This is a genomic window from Bradyrhizobium sp. LB11.1, assembly GCF_040549385.1.
Taxonomy (GTDB): domain Bacteria; phylum Pseudomonadota; class Alphaproteobacteria; order Rhizobiales; family Xanthobacteraceae; genus Bradyrhizobium.
Genome location: NZ_JBEPTH010000005.1, coordinates 187,743 through 202,055 on the forward strand (window position 1 = coordinate 187,743; position 14,313 = coordinate 202,055).

Annotated in this window: 16 protein-coding genes; 12 read left to right on the top strand and 4 right to left on the bottom strand. The window is 63.9% G+C overall.

The genetic code is table 11. The annotated features are described in order from the left end of the window. Window positions 1-84: 84 nt before the first annotated feature. The 6 genes from ABIA96_RS15205 (at window position 85) to ABIA96_RS15230 (ending at window position 3,770) form a co-directional block, all read left to right on the top strand. Window positions 85-513 (top strand): PaaI family thioesterase, encoded by a 429-nt coding sequence (locus tag ABIA96_RS15205; RefSeq protein ID WP_354137860.1) that lies wholly within the window; start codon window positions 85-87, stop codon window positions 511-513. A 158-nt stretch (window positions 514-671) separates the two neighbouring features. Beyond that, complete coding sequence (gene rplM / locus ABIA96_RS15210) at window positions 672-1,136, top strand: 50S ribosomal protein L13 (RefSeq protein WP_092028874.1); 465 nt, start codon at window positions 672-674, stop codon at window positions 1,134-1,136. Between the two features lie 2 nt (window positions 1,137-1,138). After that, the gene (gene rpsI, locus ABIA96_RS15215; protein WP_007611021.1) at window positions 1,139-1,618 is read left to right on the top strand and encodes a 30S ribosomal protein S9; all 480 of its coding nucleotides are present in this window, start codon (window positions 1,139-1,141) and stop codon (window positions 1,616-1,618) included. Between the two features lie 229 nt (window positions 1,619-1,847). Next, window positions 1,848-3,080: a GGDEF domain-containing protein gene (locus ABIA96_RS15220; protein ID WP_354137861.1), complete on the top strand. Its 1,233-nt coding sequence runs from the start codon at window positions 1,848-1,850 to the stop codon at window positions 3,078-3,080. A 57-nt stretch (window positions 3,081-3,137) separates the two neighbouring features. Further along, window positions 3,138-3,374: a hypothetical protein gene (locus ABIA96_RS15225; RefSeq protein WP_354137862.1), complete on the top strand. Its 237-nt coding sequence runs from the start codon at window positions 3,138-3,140 to the stop codon at window positions 3,372-3,374. 99 nt (window positions 3,375-3,473) lie between these two features. Beyond that, window positions 3,474-3,770 carry an antibiotic biosynthesis monooxygenase family protein gene (locus ABIA96_RS15230; RefSeq protein ID WP_354137863.1) on the top strand — a complete coding sequence of 99 codons (297 nt, stop codon included), beginning with the start codon at window positions 3,474-3,476 and terminating at the stop codon, window positions 3,768-3,770. Window positions 3,771-3,776: 6 nt separating this feature from the next. On the opposite strand, the gene ABIA96_RS15235 is transcribed toward ABIA96_RS15230, so the two are convergent. Next, entirely contained in the window at window positions 3,777-4,913 is a 1,137-nt protein-coding gene (locus tag ABIA96_RS15235; protein ID WP_354137864.1) for an AI-2E family transporter, read from the bottom strand. Between the two features lie 247 nt (window positions 4,914-5,160). Between ABIA96_RS15235 and ABIA96_RS15240 the strand changes: the two genes are divergently transcribed. The 4 genes from ABIA96_RS15240 to ABIA96_RS15255 all read left to right on the top strand — a co-directional run bounded on the left by ABIA96_RS15240 (window position 5,161) and on the right by ABIA96_RS15255 (window position 8,490). Beyond that, window positions 5,161-5,934 carry a gamma-glutamyl-gamma-aminobutyrate hydrolase family protein gene (locus ABIA96_RS15240; RefSeq protein WP_354137865.1) on the top strand — a complete coding sequence of 258 codons (774 nt, stop codon included), beginning with the start codon at window positions 5,161-5,163 and terminating at the stop codon, window positions 5,932-5,934. A 213-nt stretch (window positions 5,935-6,147) separates the two neighbouring features. Beyond that, window positions 6,148-7,524, top strand: coding sequence for an NfeD family protein (locus tag ABIA96_RS15245; protein ID WP_354137866.1), 1,377 nt, complete (start codon window positions 6,148-6,150; stop codon window positions 7,522-7,524). Beyond that, window positions 7,514-8,275 (top strand): slipin family protein, encoded by a 762-nt coding sequence (locus ABIA96_RS15250; RefSeq protein WP_354138184.1) that lies wholly within the window; start codon window positions 7,514-7,516, stop codon window positions 8,273-8,275. Before ABIA96_RS15245 ends, ABIA96_RS15250 begins: the two co-directional genes overlap by 11 nt. A 71-nt stretch (window positions 8,276-8,346) precedes the next feature. Next, entirely contained in the window at window positions 8,347-8,490 is a 144-nt protein-coding gene (locus ABIA96_RS15255; protein ID WP_354137867.1) for a hypothetical protein, read from the top strand. A 219-nt stretch (window positions 8,491-8,709) separates the two neighbouring features. Here ABIA96_RS15255 and glnA read toward each other — a convergent pair whose 3' ends face one another. Further along, the gene (glnA, locus tag ABIA96_RS15260) at window positions 8,710-10,119 is read right to left on the bottom strand and encodes a type I glutamate--ammonia ligase (protein ID WP_354137868.1); all 1,410 of its coding nucleotides are present in this window, start codon (window positions 10,117-10,119) and stop codon (window positions 8,710-8,712) included. 150 nt (window positions 10,120-10,269) lie between these two features. After that, complete coding sequence (locus tag ABIA96_RS15265; RefSeq protein ID WP_354137869.1) at window positions 10,270-10,608, bottom strand: P-II family nitrogen regulator; 339 nt, start codon at window positions 10,606-10,608, stop codon at window positions 10,270-10,272. Between the two features lie 379 nt (window positions 10,609-10,987). On the opposite strand from ABIA96_RS15265, the gene ABIA96_RS15270 reads away from it, so the two are divergent. Together ABIA96_RS15270 and ABIA96_RS15275 are read left to right on the top strand one after the other, a co-directional pair. Beyond that, entirely contained in the window at window positions 10,988-12,487 is a 1,500-nt protein-coding gene (locus tag ABIA96_RS15270; protein ID WP_354137870.1) for an NAD(P)H-hydrate dehydratase, read from the top strand. Next, window positions 12,487-12,930, top strand: a complete 444-nt coding sequence (locus ABIA96_RS15275; protein ID WP_354137871.1) for a GNAT family N-acetyltransferase — start codon at window positions 12,487-12,489, stop codon at window positions 12,928-12,930. The genes ABIA96_RS15270 and ABIA96_RS15275 overlap by 1 nt, the downstream gene beginning before the upstream one ends. A gap of 1 nt (window position 12,931) precedes the next feature. On the opposite strand, the gene ABIA96_RS15280 is transcribed toward ABIA96_RS15275, so the two are convergent. Continuing rightward, a complete protein-coding gene (locus ABIA96_RS15280; RefSeq protein WP_354138185.1) occupies window positions 12,932-14,236 on the bottom strand; it encodes a multicopper oxidase family protein in 1,305 nt (434 codons plus the stop codon). Window positions 14,237-14,313: the final 77 nt, after the last annotated feature.

The window sequence follows — 14,313 nt, forward strand, 5'->3', positions numbered from 1 at the left end:
CGGCGTTTCCGATTGGATTATTGCAGTGAGATGATGCAGATAACCTAATGTAACCGGGGACGTGAAGCGAGGGTGAGGCGTAGCATGGCGTTAGCTAAAATGAGCGTGGCGGAGGTCGAGCAGTTTCTCCGCGACGAGTTTCCCCAGGCCTTCGGCGGCGACGACATCACGATCGAGAGCGCGGACGGTCAGACCTGTCTTTTGCGCCAGCGCTTCAGCGAACGGATGCTGCGGCCGGGTGGAACCGTGTCCGGCCCGACGTTGATGGCGCTGGCCGATTTCGCCATGTACGTGGTGCTCCTCTCGGCCATTGGGCCGATCGGGCTCGCGGTGACCACCAATCTCAACATCAACTTCTTGCGCAAGGGTCAGCCGGGGCAGGACGTGCTGGCGGAAGCCAGACTGCTCAAGCTCGGCAAGCGCCTCGCGGTCGGGGAAGTGAAGCTGTTGTCTGGCACCTCGCCCGATCCAATCGCCCACGTCACATCGACCTATTCCATTCCAAATGTTTGAGCTTTTTGCAGGTACTATAGTACCTTAATTTTAAGGCGCTGATTTTACTAATGTAATTTCCATCCCTGGGCATTGACCGTTGCGCGTCTCTTCTCTAGAAAACCGCCCAGTCCGGTGCGGTGTTCGCGCCGATGCTCCCCGTCCACGGAAACTCTGACATGAAAACCTTTTCGGCAAAGCCGGCTGAGGTGACGAAGAAGTGGGTGCTGATCGACGCCAAGGGTCTGGTCGTCGGCCGCCTCGCCACCATCGTTGCCATGCGCCTGCGCGGCAAGCACCTCCCGACCTACACTCCGCACGTTGATTGCGGCGACAACATCATCATCATCAACGCCCAGCATGCGGTCCTCACCGGCCGCAAGCGCGAGCAGAAGACCTACTACAAGCACACCGGCTATGTCGGCCACATCAAGGAGCGCACCGCGCGCCAGATTCTTGAGGGCAAGCATCCCGAGCGCGTGCTCGAGAAGGCCGTCGAGCGCATGATCCCGCGTGGTCCGCTCGGTCGCGTCCAGATGGGCAATCTCCGCGTCTACGGCGGCGCCGATCATCCGCACGAGGCCCAGACGCCCGAGAAGATCGACATCGCCAAGTTGAACCGCAAGAACACGAGGGCCGCATAATCATGGCCGAATCCATTCAGTCGCTCGACCAGCTCTCGCAGCTCAAGACCGCGGCGGCGCCCGATGCGCCCAAGCACGAGAAGAAGGTCGACAAGTTCAACCGCGCCTACGCCACCGGCAAGCGCAAGGACGCGGTCGCCCGTGTCTGGATCAAGCCGGGCGCCGGCAAGGTCACGGTCAACTCGCGCGAGGTCGAGGTCTATTTCGCTCGTCCCGTGCTGCGCATGATGATCGAGCAGCCGTTTTCGGTGGCCGCGCGTTCCGGCCAGTACGACGTGATCTGCACCGTCGCCGGCGGCGGTCTGTCCGGCCAGGCTGGCGCTGTGCGTCATGGCATCTCCAAGGCGCTCACCTATTTCGAGCCGGAGTTGCGCACGGTGCTCAAGAAGGGCGGCTTCCTCACCCGCGACTCGCGCGTGGTCGAGCGTAAGAAGTACGGCAAGGCCAAGGCCCGCCGGTCCTTCCAGTTCTCGAAGCGTTAATCGCTTCGGTCACATTCGCCGCGAAAGCGGCTTCAATGAGATGCAAAAGGGCGCTGATTTCAGCGCCCTTTTTGTTGTTCGTTTGTACGCAAATTGCAGACGAGTTTCCCGAAAACTTGGCCTCGCGTGAAAACCTGAATGGAAGGCGCGGGACATAGCGTCGCATCTGGAAGGGCGCGCAAATCGGATGTGCCGATCGCGCAACTGCTATGTTCAAGAGGGGGCCGACATGATGTCGCTCGATAGCATCACGCTCTATTTGGTCGCCACGATGGTCGCCGCATTGCTCGGCGCCATGATGGTGTTTTTCGGCAGGCAGGAGAACAGCCCCGCGCTGAAATGGTGGGGCACGGCGTATCTCCTCGGTGCTGCGTCCGTCGCACTGTGGACGGCGACCGGCGACAAGCTCGGCCCGCACCTATATCTCGCATTGAACGCAGTCGGCTTCGTCGCTTGCGGCATGGTGTGGAATGCGGCGCGCGTCTTCCACGGCCGCAAGCCGAACTGGCCCGGTCTCGTGCTCGGCGCGCTCGCCTGGGCCACGACCGTGACGCTGCTCGATCCCACAGCGTCGATGCTGCGCATGATCATCGGCGCCGGCATCGTCTCGATCTATGCGGCGCTGACCGCGAGTGAGCTCTGGGTCGAGAGGCGCAAGAGCCTGCAACGGCGCTGGCCCGCCTTCGTGGTGCCGGTGATGCACGGCTGCGTGCTGATGCTGCCGATCCTGCTCGGCAGCTTCCTGCGCCCGCACGATGCCGGCTTCTCAGGCAGCGTCTGGGTCACCGTGTTCGCGGTCGAACTCGTGCTCTATGCCGTCGGCACCGTGTTCGTGATCTTCATGCTGGTGTCGGAGCGCACCGTCACCGCGCACCGTACCGCTGCGTCAACCGATCCGCTGACCGGCATGCTCAACCGCCGCGGCTTCTCGGAAGCCTGCGCGCGGATGATCGAGCGCGAGGCCAAGGGTGGCCGCCCGGTCACGGTGATGATCTTCGACATCGACCATTTCAAGTCGATCAACGATCGCTTCGGCCATCCCGCCGGCGACGAGATGCTGAAACTGTTCTCGACCGTCGTCGTCAACAATCTGCGTATCTCGGACCTGTCGGGCCGCATCGGCGGCGAGGAGTTCGCCGCCCTGCTGCCCTGCGCGCTGGAGGAGGGGGTGCTGGTCGCCGAGCGCGTGCGCGAGGCGTTCGAGACCTCCGGCGTCGTGGTCGACGAAGACCCGGTCGACACCACCGTCAGCATCGGCGTGGCCGGCGGCCCCGCTGGCACCGAGCTCGAAGTGCTGCTGGCCTCGGCCGACACCGCGCTCTACCAGGCCAAACGCGGCGGCCGTAACCGCGTCGAGGCGGCGGAGGAGCTGCCGCTGTCGCTGGAGAACTGGCGCCGCCAGAGCGCCGCGCGGATCGGTGTGCCCAAGGGAGGATCCAAGACACAGCCGGCGACGGCCTGAGATGAAGGAGCTCCGCGGTAATCCCCTGTTTACCATTCGGTTCCTACCATTGCGGTCATGGAATCGATCCGTCGACAGAACCCGCAGGCAGCCCTGATGTCGCTCGAAGCCGCTGCGGCCTCGGCACGCGGCGGTTTCGCCTGTCTCTTCTCGACCGCCGACGAATACGAGACCGCGCTGATCGCCGAGCGCCGCGCCCAGGGGCGCTACGCGCAGACCCGTAGCTATTGGCCGATCGCGCTGTTTCTCGGCTGCGCGCTCGCCGTTGGGGGTAGCGTGCTGCTGTTCGCCTGACAGCGCCGCATTTTCGGCCGGGCTGGGCGCCGCTTCGGCGCCTTTTTCTTTGCTCCCGGCTGCGGTAGATACGCCCATCGAACAAAAGGGTGGAAACCGATGATCACCGAGATCGCGCAAATCGACGTCAAGCCGGGCAGCGAGAAGGATTTTGAGGCCGCCGTCGCCAAGGCCAAGGCCGCGTTCGGCCGCTCCAAGGGCTTTCACAGCTTCGAGCTCCACAAGTCGATCGAGAAGCCGCAGCGCTATCGGCTGATGGTGAAATGGGCGACGCTGGAGAACCACACCGTCGATTTCCGCAGCTCCGAGAACTTCACGGAATGGCGCGGCCTCGTCGGCCAGTATTTTGCCTCGCCTCCGGAGGTCGAGCACACCGAGACTGTGCTGACGACATGAGGCGGCTCAGGCCGCCGCCTCAGCCAAGGGCGGCGCGTCATACGTCTTGAAATGATCGATCATGACCTTGGCGATGGCCACAAGAGGCAGCGCCAGCGCCAGGCCCCAGATTCCGAAGACGACGCCGAGCAGGATCTGGAACGCGAACAGCGTGGCCGGCGGAATGTCCAGCGCCTGGCGCTGGAGGATCGGGGTCAGCACGTAGCTCTCCATCGCGTGCACGCCGAGGAAGAGGATGAAGGCTGACAGCGCCGGGATCCAGCCTGACGCGAGGCTCGCCAGCACCACGACGACGCCGGCGATGATGGCGCCGACGGTCGGGATGAACGCAAGCAGGCCGGCCTGGATCCCCAGGATGAACGAGCCGGGGATGCCGATGACGGCCAGTCCGATCCAGGTCACGATTCCGACCGCGAGCATGACGATGATCTGCGCGATCAGCCAACGCTCCAGCGTCTCGCCGATGCGGTCGATGATGAGGGTCGCACGAATGCGATGCCTGGCGGGTGCGAGGAACAGCAGGCCATCGTGATAGACGGCGGGCTGTGCGGCGAACGCCAGCCCCAGGAACAGCACGATGAAAATGTTGCCGACGGCGCTGATCGTGCCGAGCAGCAGCTTGAAGGTCTGGCTCACGATCGCCCCGCCGCTGGAAGCCAGCGCGCCTGCGCCCGGCAATCCGCCATGCGAGTTTGGGCTCGGGGCAGGTGCCGACGACGTATCGCTGGAGGCCGCGGGTGCGGCGTTACCCAGATCGAAGACGCTGGTGTCGATGCCGTGGTTCTCGAGGAAGGACCTGACATGCGAGATCTGCGACTTGATGGTGCTGCTGAGCACCGAGGCCTGATCGGCGATGGTCGCACCGCCGAGATAGGCGACGCCTGCGAGCAGCGCAGCAAGCACGATGCAGACGATCGCAAGCCGCACCGCATGGGGCAGGTGAACACGTCGGCCGAGCGCATTGGTTAACGCGTTGAGGCCGACGCCGAGCAGCATGCCGGTGAAGATCAGGAGCAGGGTGGCGGCAAAGTACCAGGTGAAGACCAGCGCCGCCGTGAACAACACGACCCCGATGCCGCCAACCGCAATCGCCCAGGCCAGATTGGAACGGGTTTGGGGCTGTTCATCTCTGGAGAGGGTCACATCATGTCCTTTTCGGAAGCCGGCCGAAGCACTCTTTCGTGAAATCTGACCGGGGATCAAGCCGGGGCTATTGCCCGATTGAAGCGCCCGCGCGTCTTCGGGGCCAACGCGGCAGGCCCGCAGGGGTGCCCCGAGGGGCGCATTTGCGCGAAAATAGCATTGCCGTCCCGCGATCCCCTCTGTTGAATTTGTTCCATCCGAGAGGCATGTTCGGAGAATCTTTTTCGGCGGGAGGTCGGAACGGGAGATGAAAAAGCCGGTCGTCGGCGTGATCGGGAACGCCCATCGCGTCGAAAATCGATTCCAGGTCCAGATGGTCGGCGAACGCAACCTGCGCGCCGTGGCTGAGGTTTCCGGCGGCCTGCCGATGATGTTTGCGGGAGCACCGGACATCACCGATATCGGCGCGCTGCTCGACGTGGTCGACGGGATCGTGCTGACCGGCGCCCGCGCCAACGTCCATCCGACCCGCTTCAATGTCGATCCGTGTGAGCGGCACGAGCCCTACGATATTCATCGCGACGAGGTCGCGCTGGCGCTTTCGGTCGCCTGCGTCTTGCGCGGCATTCCGTTGTTCGGCATCTGCCGGGGCCTGCAGGAGATGAACGTCGCCTTCGGTGGCTCGCTGCATCCCGAGATCCGCGAAATCCCCGGCCGCATGAACCACCGCATGCCCCGGCTCGAGAATGGCGAGATCCATCCCGACCCCACCGTCGTGTTCGCCGACCGTCATGACGTCGACCTCACGCCGGGCGGCGCGTTCGCCAAACTGCTCGGCTGCGAGAAAATCCGGGTCAATTCGCTGCACGGGCAGGGCATTTTGGATCCCGGCAAGCGCGTGCTGGTCGAAGGCATCGCCGAGGACGGCACCATCGAGGCGATCCGCATCGCGGAAGCTCCGACCTTCGCGCTCGGCGTGCAATGGCACGCCGAATATGACCCGCAGCGCAATCCGATCAATCGCAAGCTGTTCGAGGCGTTTGGCGAGGCCATGGTCGAGCGACAGCGCGCGACGGTGTAGCGGCCGCGCCGCGGGGTCGGAAGCTTCAAGGCCAGTCCATGGCGGCACGCACCGTCAATGCTGAGCGAGCGCAGCGAAGCAATCCCAAGTGCGTCCGCGGAGAGACGCAGCTCGTCCCGTCCATTGCATCGCACAATCGCCACGTCGGACGACAAGCCATCGCATTGAGGTTTGCGAGACGCACACCATATCTCCGGGAAGGGAGCCCTTGCCGTGCGAACCATAAAGGCGGCGCTCGTTGCGGCGATCGGCATCGTCGCTTTTCTTTCCTGTCTCCTTCCCGGGTCAGCGGAGGAGAATCGCCGTGTTGCACTGACTGTCACGATCGATGGAGCCATTGGCCCGGCATCGGCGAGCTACGTGAAGGAAGCTCTGATCAAGGCCGCCGAACGGCGCGCCGAGATCGTGATTCTCCAACTGAATACACCCGGCGGTCTGAACTCCAGCATGCGCGAGATCATTGCGGATGTGCTCGGCTCGTCCATTCCCGTCGTCGGCTACGTTGCTCCGGCAGGCGCCCATGCGGCGAGCGCCGGGACATATATCCTCTATGCGACCCACATCGCGGCGATGGCGCCAGGCACCAATATCGGCGCCGCGACGCCGGTGCAGATCGGCGGACCGCTTCCGGGCCTGCCGAGCGGCACACCCGACAAGGACAGCAAAGACAAGAAGGATGAGCCGAAGGACGCGATGACAGCGAAGGTGACGAACGACGCCGTCGCCTTTATCCGTAGTCTCGCCGAACTGCGCGGCCGCAACGCCGATTGGGCCGAGAAGGCAGTCCGTGATGCAGCCACCCTGTCCGCGAACGCCGCGTTGCAGGCACACGCCATCGACCTCGTTGCACGCGATGCGGCCGAATTGCTCAGGCAGATCGATGGTCGCGTCGTCGAGGTCGCGGGCGGCGCGACGCAACGCCTGGCAACGCAGAACGCAGTCATCGAGGCCGTCGATCCCGGGTGGGCCTCCCGATTCCTGGCGGTCATCACCGATCCCAACGTCGCGTTTATTCTCCTGTTGGTCGGCATTTGCGGCCTGATCATCGAGTTCATGTCCCCCGGTGCGGTCGCTCCGGGAGTGGTCGGGACGATCTGCCTGCTGATCGGCCTCTACGCCCTCAACCTGCTGCCGATCAATTATGCCGGACTAGGCTTGATGCTGGTCGGGATCGCGTTGCTCGGCATCGAGGCGTTCAATCCGACCGTCGTGATCGGCCTCGGAGGTGTCGTCGCCTTTGTGCTGGGCGCCATCATGCTGGTGCGGGTCGAAGCGCCGGGCTACCGACTGTCATGGTCAGTCATCGCCGTTGTCGCGGCGATGCTCACCGGTTTCGTTCTGGTCGTGCTCGGCGCGCTTCGGCGCGCCCGCCGCGGTCCGCCGCGGGTCGGCGCGCAAGCCATGCGAGGCTTGGCCGCCGAGGTCCTCGACTGGAGCGAGGGGCACGTCTTTACGCATGGCGAACGCTGGCAAGCGCGCGGCGCCGACAGCTTCAAGCCCGGCGACCGGGTCGAGGTCGCCAATATTGTCGACTTGACGCTGGTGGTTCGGCGTCTGAACGCGGCGAGGGAGGTCAACCCTGATGATTGAATATTCGATTTACGCAGTGCTTGCGCTGATCGTCATCCTGTTTCTTACCCAGGCCGTTCGCATCCTCAGGGAATACGAGCGCGGCGTTGTCTTCACGCTCGGCCGCTTCACGGGGGTGAAGGGGCCGGGCCTTATCATCCTCATTCCGATCGTGCAGCAACTCGTCAAGGTCGATCTCAGGGTGATGGTGCAGGTCGTGCCGCCCCAGGATGTGATCTCGCGCGACAACGTCTCGGTCAAGGTTAATGCCGTTCTCTACTTCCGCATCGTCGATCCCGAGCGCGCCATCATCAAGGTGGGCGACTACATGGCCGCGACCAGTCAGCTCGCCCAGACCACGCTACGCTCGGTGCTTGGCAAGCATGAACTGGACGAGATGCTTGCCGAACGCGACCGGCTGAATGCCGATATCCAGGAGATACTCGACAAGCAGACCGACATCTGGGGCATCAAGGTCACCGGAATCGAGATCAAGGACGTCGATCTCAACGAAGCCATGGTGCGCGCGATCGCCAAGCAAGCCGAGGCGGAACGGTTGCGGCGCGCGAAGGTGATCAACGCAATGGGCGAACAGCAGGCTGCCGAAAAGCTGGTCGAGGCCGGCCGGATTCTCGCGCAGGAGCCGCAGGCGATGCAGCTACGCTACTTCGCGGCGCTGCACGACATCGCGGGCGAGCGGTCGTCGACCATCGTATTTCCACTGCCGACGGGCCTGCTCGACCATTTCTTGCCGCGGCGCGAGAATCCCTAGCCCGTAGGATGGGCTTTGAGCCCGCTTAGCCCGCGACGGGGAGTTGTGTCGAACCGACTCGGCGCGCTACCTTGCTCGCCTGGATTTTCAAGTTTGGATCCGCCGCGCCGAAAGCGCTGCTGGGCGACGGCGTGAAGGTCGCCTCCGACAACGCGACGCTGGTGAAATGGGCGCCGGTGGTGGCGGAGATTGCGGTGAATTTTCCGGACAAGTGAGTTCAGCCTACCAACTGCACTCGTAATATCTCGGACCGAATAGACCAATCAGCAAGAATTGGTGCGTGCTGATTATTGCGATTCCGATTCGTTCTTTGAGAACGAAGTGGAGTCAGATGCAGAACGAAAGTTGATGGCTTGGAGCCATCCCACGATTCCCAAAACGAAAAGGCGCCCCTCGCGGAGCGCCTTTTGCTTGTTGCATTCGATTCGAGTCGATCAGCCCGAATAGTACATGTCGAACTCAACCGGATGCGGGGTCATTTCGAAGCGGGCGACTTCGGTCATCTTCAGCTCGATGTAAGCGTCGATGAAATCGTCGTCGAACACGCCGCCGGCCTTGAGGAAGCCGCGGTCCTTGTCGAGACTTTCGAGGGCCTCGCGGAGCGAGCCGCAGACGGTCGGGATCTGCTTCAGCTCTTCCTTCGGCAGGTCGTAGAGGTCCTTGTCCATCGCCGGACCCGGATCGATCTTGTTCTTGATGCCGTCGAGGCCGGCCATCAGCATCGCGGCGAAGCCGAGATAGGGATTGGCGAGCGGATCGGGGAAGCGCACCTCGACGCGCTTGGCCTTCGGCGAAGCGGTGTAGGGGATACGGCAGGAGGCCGAGCGGTTGCGCGCGGAGTAGGCGAGCAGCACCGGGGCCTCATAGCCCGGGACCAGACGCTTGTAGGAGTTGGTCGACGGGTTGGTGAAGGCGTTGATCGCCTTGGCGTGCTTGATGATGCCGCCGATGTAGTGGAGGCAGGTCTCCGACAGGTCGGCGTATTTGTTACCGGCGAACACCGGCTTGCCGTCCTTCCAGATCGACTGATGCACGTGCATGCCCGAGCCGTTGTCGCCAAAGATCGGCTTCGGCATGAAGGTGGCGGTCTTGCCGTAGATGTGCGCGACCTGGTGGATGCAGTACTTGTAGATCTGCATGTGGTCGGCCATCAGCGTCAGCGTGTCGAACTTCATGCCGAGCTCGTGCTGGGCGGAAGCGACTTCGTGGTGATGCTTCTCGACCTTGACGCCCATCTTGGCCATGGCGCCGAGCATTTCCGAGCGCATGTCCTGCACCGAGTCCTGCGGGGGAACGGGGAAGTAGCCGCCCTTGGTGCGGATGCGGTGGCCGAGATTGCCACCCTCGTATTCGGTGTCGGAGTTGGTCGGCAGCTCGGAGGAGTCGAGGCGGAAGCCGGTGTTGTAAGGGCCCGACGAGAAACGCACGTCGTCGAACACGAAGAACTCGGCCTCGGGGCCGACGAACACGGTATCACCCACCCCCATCGACTTGACCATGGCCTCGGCTTTCTTGGCGATGCCGCGGGGGTCGCGGTTGTAGGGCTCGCCGGTGGTCGGCTCGAGCACGTCGCAGGTGATGACCATGGTGGTCTCGGCGAAGAACGGATCGATCGTCGCGGTCACCGGATCGGGCATCAGGCACATGTCGGACTCGTTGATCGCCTTCCAGCCGGCGATCGAGGAGCCGTCGAACATCGTGCCTTCAGCGAAAATATCGTCGTCGATCATGCTGATGTCGAACGTGACGTGCTGCCACTTGCCGCGCGGATCAGTGAAGCGCAGGTCGACGTACTTGACGTCGTTGTCCTTGATCGATTTCAGGACGTCTTTGGCGGTCTTCATGCATACCCCTTTTGGCTCTGCGGGTCGGTTTCCAGGTGAGCAGATTCGTTCTTGCTTTCGGCGAGTTGGCGCAACCGCACAAACGAAATCAGGCCGCCGAAGCAGCCTTTTCTCTTTCAGAGTGTCGCAAAATTCGGGATAGCACCCGGCTCAGATAGCGTCCAGCCCGGATTCGCCGGTTCGGATGCGGATCGCCTCCTCGATACTGGAGACGAAAATCTTGCCGTCGCCGATGCGCCCGGTTTGCGCGGCGCGGCGGATCGCGTCGATCGCGCGCTCGACCAGGTCGTCGCCAATCACGATCTCGATCTTCACCTTGGGCAGGAAGTCGACGATGTATTCTGCGCCGCGATAGAGCTCGGCATGGCCCTTCTGGCGACCAAAACCCTTCGCCTCGGTCACGGTGATGCCCTGGAGGCCGACTTCCTGAAGCGCTTCCTTCACCTCGTCGAGCTTGAACGGCTTGATGATGGCTTCGATTTTCTTCACTGCGCGCCTCCCGGCCTTATCGAACAAATAGCAACGTCTTCGTCAGGATGCGCTTTTCTAACGCAAGATATTGTCTTCGCTATGCCGGGACCTGACCAGTCCGGCAACAACGGCCCGGCCACACCAGATAATGCCAGTTAGCACGACAAACCGAAGCAGCTTCCGCGAAAGCAGGGTCTATGCCAAGTTGCAAATGCCCTGATTATTGGAGCGTTATCAGCCTTTTAACGTGCATCTCTCATAGGTGGAGTCGATCGGCTTAAAATACCCAAGACTGCGAAATAGGCAAACGGTTCAATATCTGTGCAGATTGTTGTTCCGTGGGGTGGATCGGCACGAAATGTGCCTGTTGAAAAGGCGTTTGGACCAGGGAAGTGGCATGGAAGTTCTAACCACCGCCGAAATGCAGCGGGCTGACCAACTCAGCATTACGGCCGGAACGCCCGGCTTCAAGCTGATGCTGAGCGCGGGCCAGGCGGTTGCCGAGGCCGCCAACGCGCTGGTGGAGGAGGGGCCGATCCTGATCGTGGCGGGCCCCGGCAACAATGGCGGCGACGGTTTTGTCGCAGCCGCCGAGCTCGCCGCTCAGGGCCGCGAGGTCTCGGTGATCCTGATGTGCGAGCGCGACCAGCTCCAGGGCGACGCGGCCTCAGCCGCGCGCGGCTGGAAGCATCCGGTGCTCCCGTTCAATCCGCAGGCGATCGGAAGACCTGCGCTGATCATCGATGCGCTGTTCGGTGCGGGCCTCAGCCGTCCCGTCGACGGCGAGGCGCGCGCGATGATCGAGGCGATCAACGCCAACGGCGCGCCGGTGTTGGCTGTCGATTTGCCGAGCGGCATCAGCGGCACCAGCGCAGCCGTGATGGGCGACGCGGTGAACGCCACCGAGACCGTCACCTTCTTCCGCAAGAAGCCCGCGCATTTGCTGCTGCCTGGCCGCATGCATTGCGGCCACGTGCGCGTCGCCGACATCGGCATCGACGCCCAGGTGCTCGACGAGATCGCGCCGCAGATTTTTGAGAACGATCCGGATTTTTGGGGCGCTGCTTTCCCGGTGCCGCGCATCGACGGCCACAAATACGCGCGCGGCCATGTGCTGGCCGTGTCCGGCGATGCGGCCGCGACCGGCGCTGCGCGGCTGGCCGCCCGCGGCGCCCTGCGTGCCGGTGCCGGCCTCGTGACGCTCGCGACCCCGCGCGATGCGCTAGCGATCAATGCAGCAGCGCTGACGGCGGTGATGGTTCGCCCCGTCGACACCGTGGTCGAGTTCGGCGAACTGCTCGGCGACAAGCGCTACAACACCTGCATGATCGGCCCCGGCGCGGGCGTCGGTGAGCGCACCTGCGACATCGTTCATACCGCGATCTCGGCGCAGCGTCATGTCGTGCTCGATGCCGATGCGTTGACGAGCTTTGCCGCCCATCCCGAGCGGTTGTTTGAATCGATCAAGTCCTCGCCTGATGTACGGGTCGTGCTGACGCCGCACGAGGGCGAGTTTCCGCGGCTGTTCTCCGACCTCAGCAACAAGAATCCGGGCCGCTCGAAGCTGGAGCGCGTGCGCGATGCAGCCGAGCGCTCCGGCGCGGTCGTGCTGCTGAAGGGCCCCGACACCACGATCGCCGCGCCCGACGGTCGCGCCACCATCGCCGCCAACGCGCCGCCCTGGCTCGCGACCGCCGGCGCCGGCGACGTCCTCGCCGGCATCATCGCTGGCCTCTTGGCGCAGGGCGTACCGGCATTCGAGGCCGCCAGCATCGGCGTCTGGATGCATGGCGAAGCGGCAACCGAAGCGGGGCCCGGGCTGATCGCGGAAGATCTCACCGAGACGCTGCCGGCCGTGCACCGGCGGATCTATAGCGCGCTCGGGATCGATTACTGATGCTCCGGTCGCTCGCGCTCACCGACATGGGTGCGGCGGCGCAGGTCCATCGGGCAGCGTTTGATCACACAATGCCGTGGCTCACCGGGCTGCACACGCCGGACGAGGATCACTGGTTCTATCGCGAGCGTGTCTTTCCGACCTGCCGCGTCTGGGGACGTTTCGACGGCGATGAGCTGAGCGGGATCATCGCGTTTCGTGACGGCTGGATCGAACAGCTCTATGTGCTTCCCGCGGCTCACGGCGGCGGCATCGGTACTGAGCTCCTCAATATCGCCAAAGGCACCAGCGAGCAGCTCGAGCTCTGGACCTTTCAGCGCAACACGCGGGCGCGGCGCTTCTACGAAGCCCGCGGGTTCGTTCTGGCCGAGGAAACAGAGGGGGCGCGGAACGAGGAGAACGAGCCGGATGTGCGGTACGTTTGGAGACGAGCAAGTCGATAGCTCACTCCACCCCGTACCACCGCACCAGCCGCGGCGCCGCCCAATCCGTCACCACGGATTCGATGAGCCATCGTCCCGGTGAGGTCGCGGTGAAGGCGATGCGTTGGGTCTGGCCGGGCTCGATGGCGAGCGTGTCGAGCCAGTAGGGCTTCCAGCCATCGTCGAGACGGTCGAGCAGGCGGAAATGGTGGCCGTGCAAATGGAAGACGGTGGTGATGGGAGCGGGGTTCTTCACCGCCAGCACGACGGTGCGGCCGGTCTTGGCGCGGAAGGCGGGGGCGGAAGCGGTGGAGAAATTGGCGGTCCGGGTCCAGGCGGCGTCGAGGGTGCCGAGCGCGACATCGAACCGCAGGGCGCCTTTCAGATCGAGTTTTTCGGGAAGGTCGTTCGAAGGCAATGGCTGTGCCGGCGGTAGCGAGGCGCGCCGCTCCAGTTTGCCGGAGACCGCGAGGCGACCGATCGGCCGCGCCGCCCTGCCGTCATGCAGCACGAATGCGGCCGATGTGGCCGCATCAACAAAGACGTCGGCGCGCCCGCCGGGGGCCAGCACCAAGGCGCCGTTGCGGGCCGGGAACGGCTCGGCCGGCTGTCCGTCCAAGGCCATCACCTGGACCTCGTGGCTTTCCAATTTGATCGCCAGAACAGAGCGTTGCGAGCCGTTGATGAAGCGTAGCCGCAGCCGCTCGCCGGCCGCGGCTGAGAGTTCGAATGAAGTCCGTCCGTTCAACGTATAGAACGGGGTCGCATTCTTGGGGTCCTGGCCCGGGGGAAGCGCGGTGCCATCCGGCCGTACGCGCCATTCCTCGATCAGCAGAACCTCGTCGCGATCGACGGCGATCCGGCTGGTCTCGTCGGCGATGACGGGAAGCGGGCGCGCGGGCTGCTTCAGGCGGTCCTCAAACAGTCGGAAGTCGGCTACCAAGGTTCCGGCGTTCGGTATTGAAATGATTGATATTTCGGTCGCGTCCGGGATGGTGGGTGCGCGCCCTCGCAAGGGATCGGCAACCGCTGCACCGTTGAGGCCGTACCAGACTGGCGCAAGTGGAACAGGCAGGGCATTCCGGAAGGTCACCTCGCAGCGGTCGCCGCGCCTGAGGTGGACGTTGCTGAGATGGCTTACGGCGGCCAGCTCCCAGATCGGCGTCGGCGGCTGATCCGGCCTCAGAGCCAGGGTCGCAGGGCGGGCCTGGAGGGCAAGCTGGGTGGTCGTAACCGGCGTTGCGCCACCGCCAAGCAGCCCCGCGGCGGAGGCCCCAAGGCCGGCCAAAACCTCGCGTCTGGTCGGGTCGAAAATCCGCGGTTTCATGGCGGCGATCCGGATCACGCCGCGCTGGATAAGTCCAGCCATCGTGCCTACTTGGAGAGAGTCTCCAACCGGCCATT

Bases quoted from the DNA above. Each gene is read 5' to 3' on its own strand.
- ABIA96_RS15205 (WP_354137860.1), top strand. From the start codon at position 85: ATGGCGTTAGCTAAAATGAGCGTGGCGGAGGTCGAGCAGTTTCTCCGC.
- rplM (WP_092028874.1), top strand. From the start codon at position 672: ATGAAAACCTTTTCGGCAAAGCCGGCTGAGGTGACGAAGAAGTGGGTG.
- rpsI (WP_007611021.1), top strand. From the start codon at position 1,139: ATGGCCGAATCCATTCAGTCGCTCGACCAGCTCTCGCAGCTCAAGACC.
- ABIA96_RS15220 (WP_354137861.1), top strand. From the start codon at position 1,848: ATGATGTCGCTCGATAGCATCACGCTCTATTTGGTCGCCACGATGGTC.
- ABIA96_RS15225 (WP_354137862.1), top strand. From the start codon at position 3,138: ATGGAATCGATCCGTCGACAGAACCCGCAGGCAGCCCTGATGTCGCTC.
- ABIA96_RS15230 (WP_354137863.1), top strand. From the start codon at position 3,474: ATGATCACCGAGATCGCGCAAATCGACGTCAAGCCGGGCAGCGAGAAG.
- ABIA96_RS15240 (WP_354137865.1), top strand. From the start codon at position 5,161: ATGAAAAAGCCGGTCGTCGGCGTGATCGGGAACGCCCATCGCGTCGAA.
- glnA (WP_354137868.1), bottom strand. From the start codon at position 10,119: ATGAAGACCGCCAAAGACGTCCTGAAATCGATCAAGGACAACGACGTC.
- ABIA96_RS15270 (WP_354137870.1), top strand. From the start codon at position 10,988: ATGGAAGTTCTAACCACCGCCGAAATGCAGCGGGCTGACCAACTCAGC.
- ABIA96_RS15275 (WP_354137871.1), top strand. From the start codon at position 12,487: ATGCTCCGGTCGCTCGCGCTCACCGACATGGGTGCGGCGGCGCAGGTC.
- ABIA96_RS15280 (WP_354138185.1), bottom strand. From the start codon at position 14,236: ATGAAACCGCGGATTTTCGACCCGACCAGACGCGAGGTTTTGGCCGGC.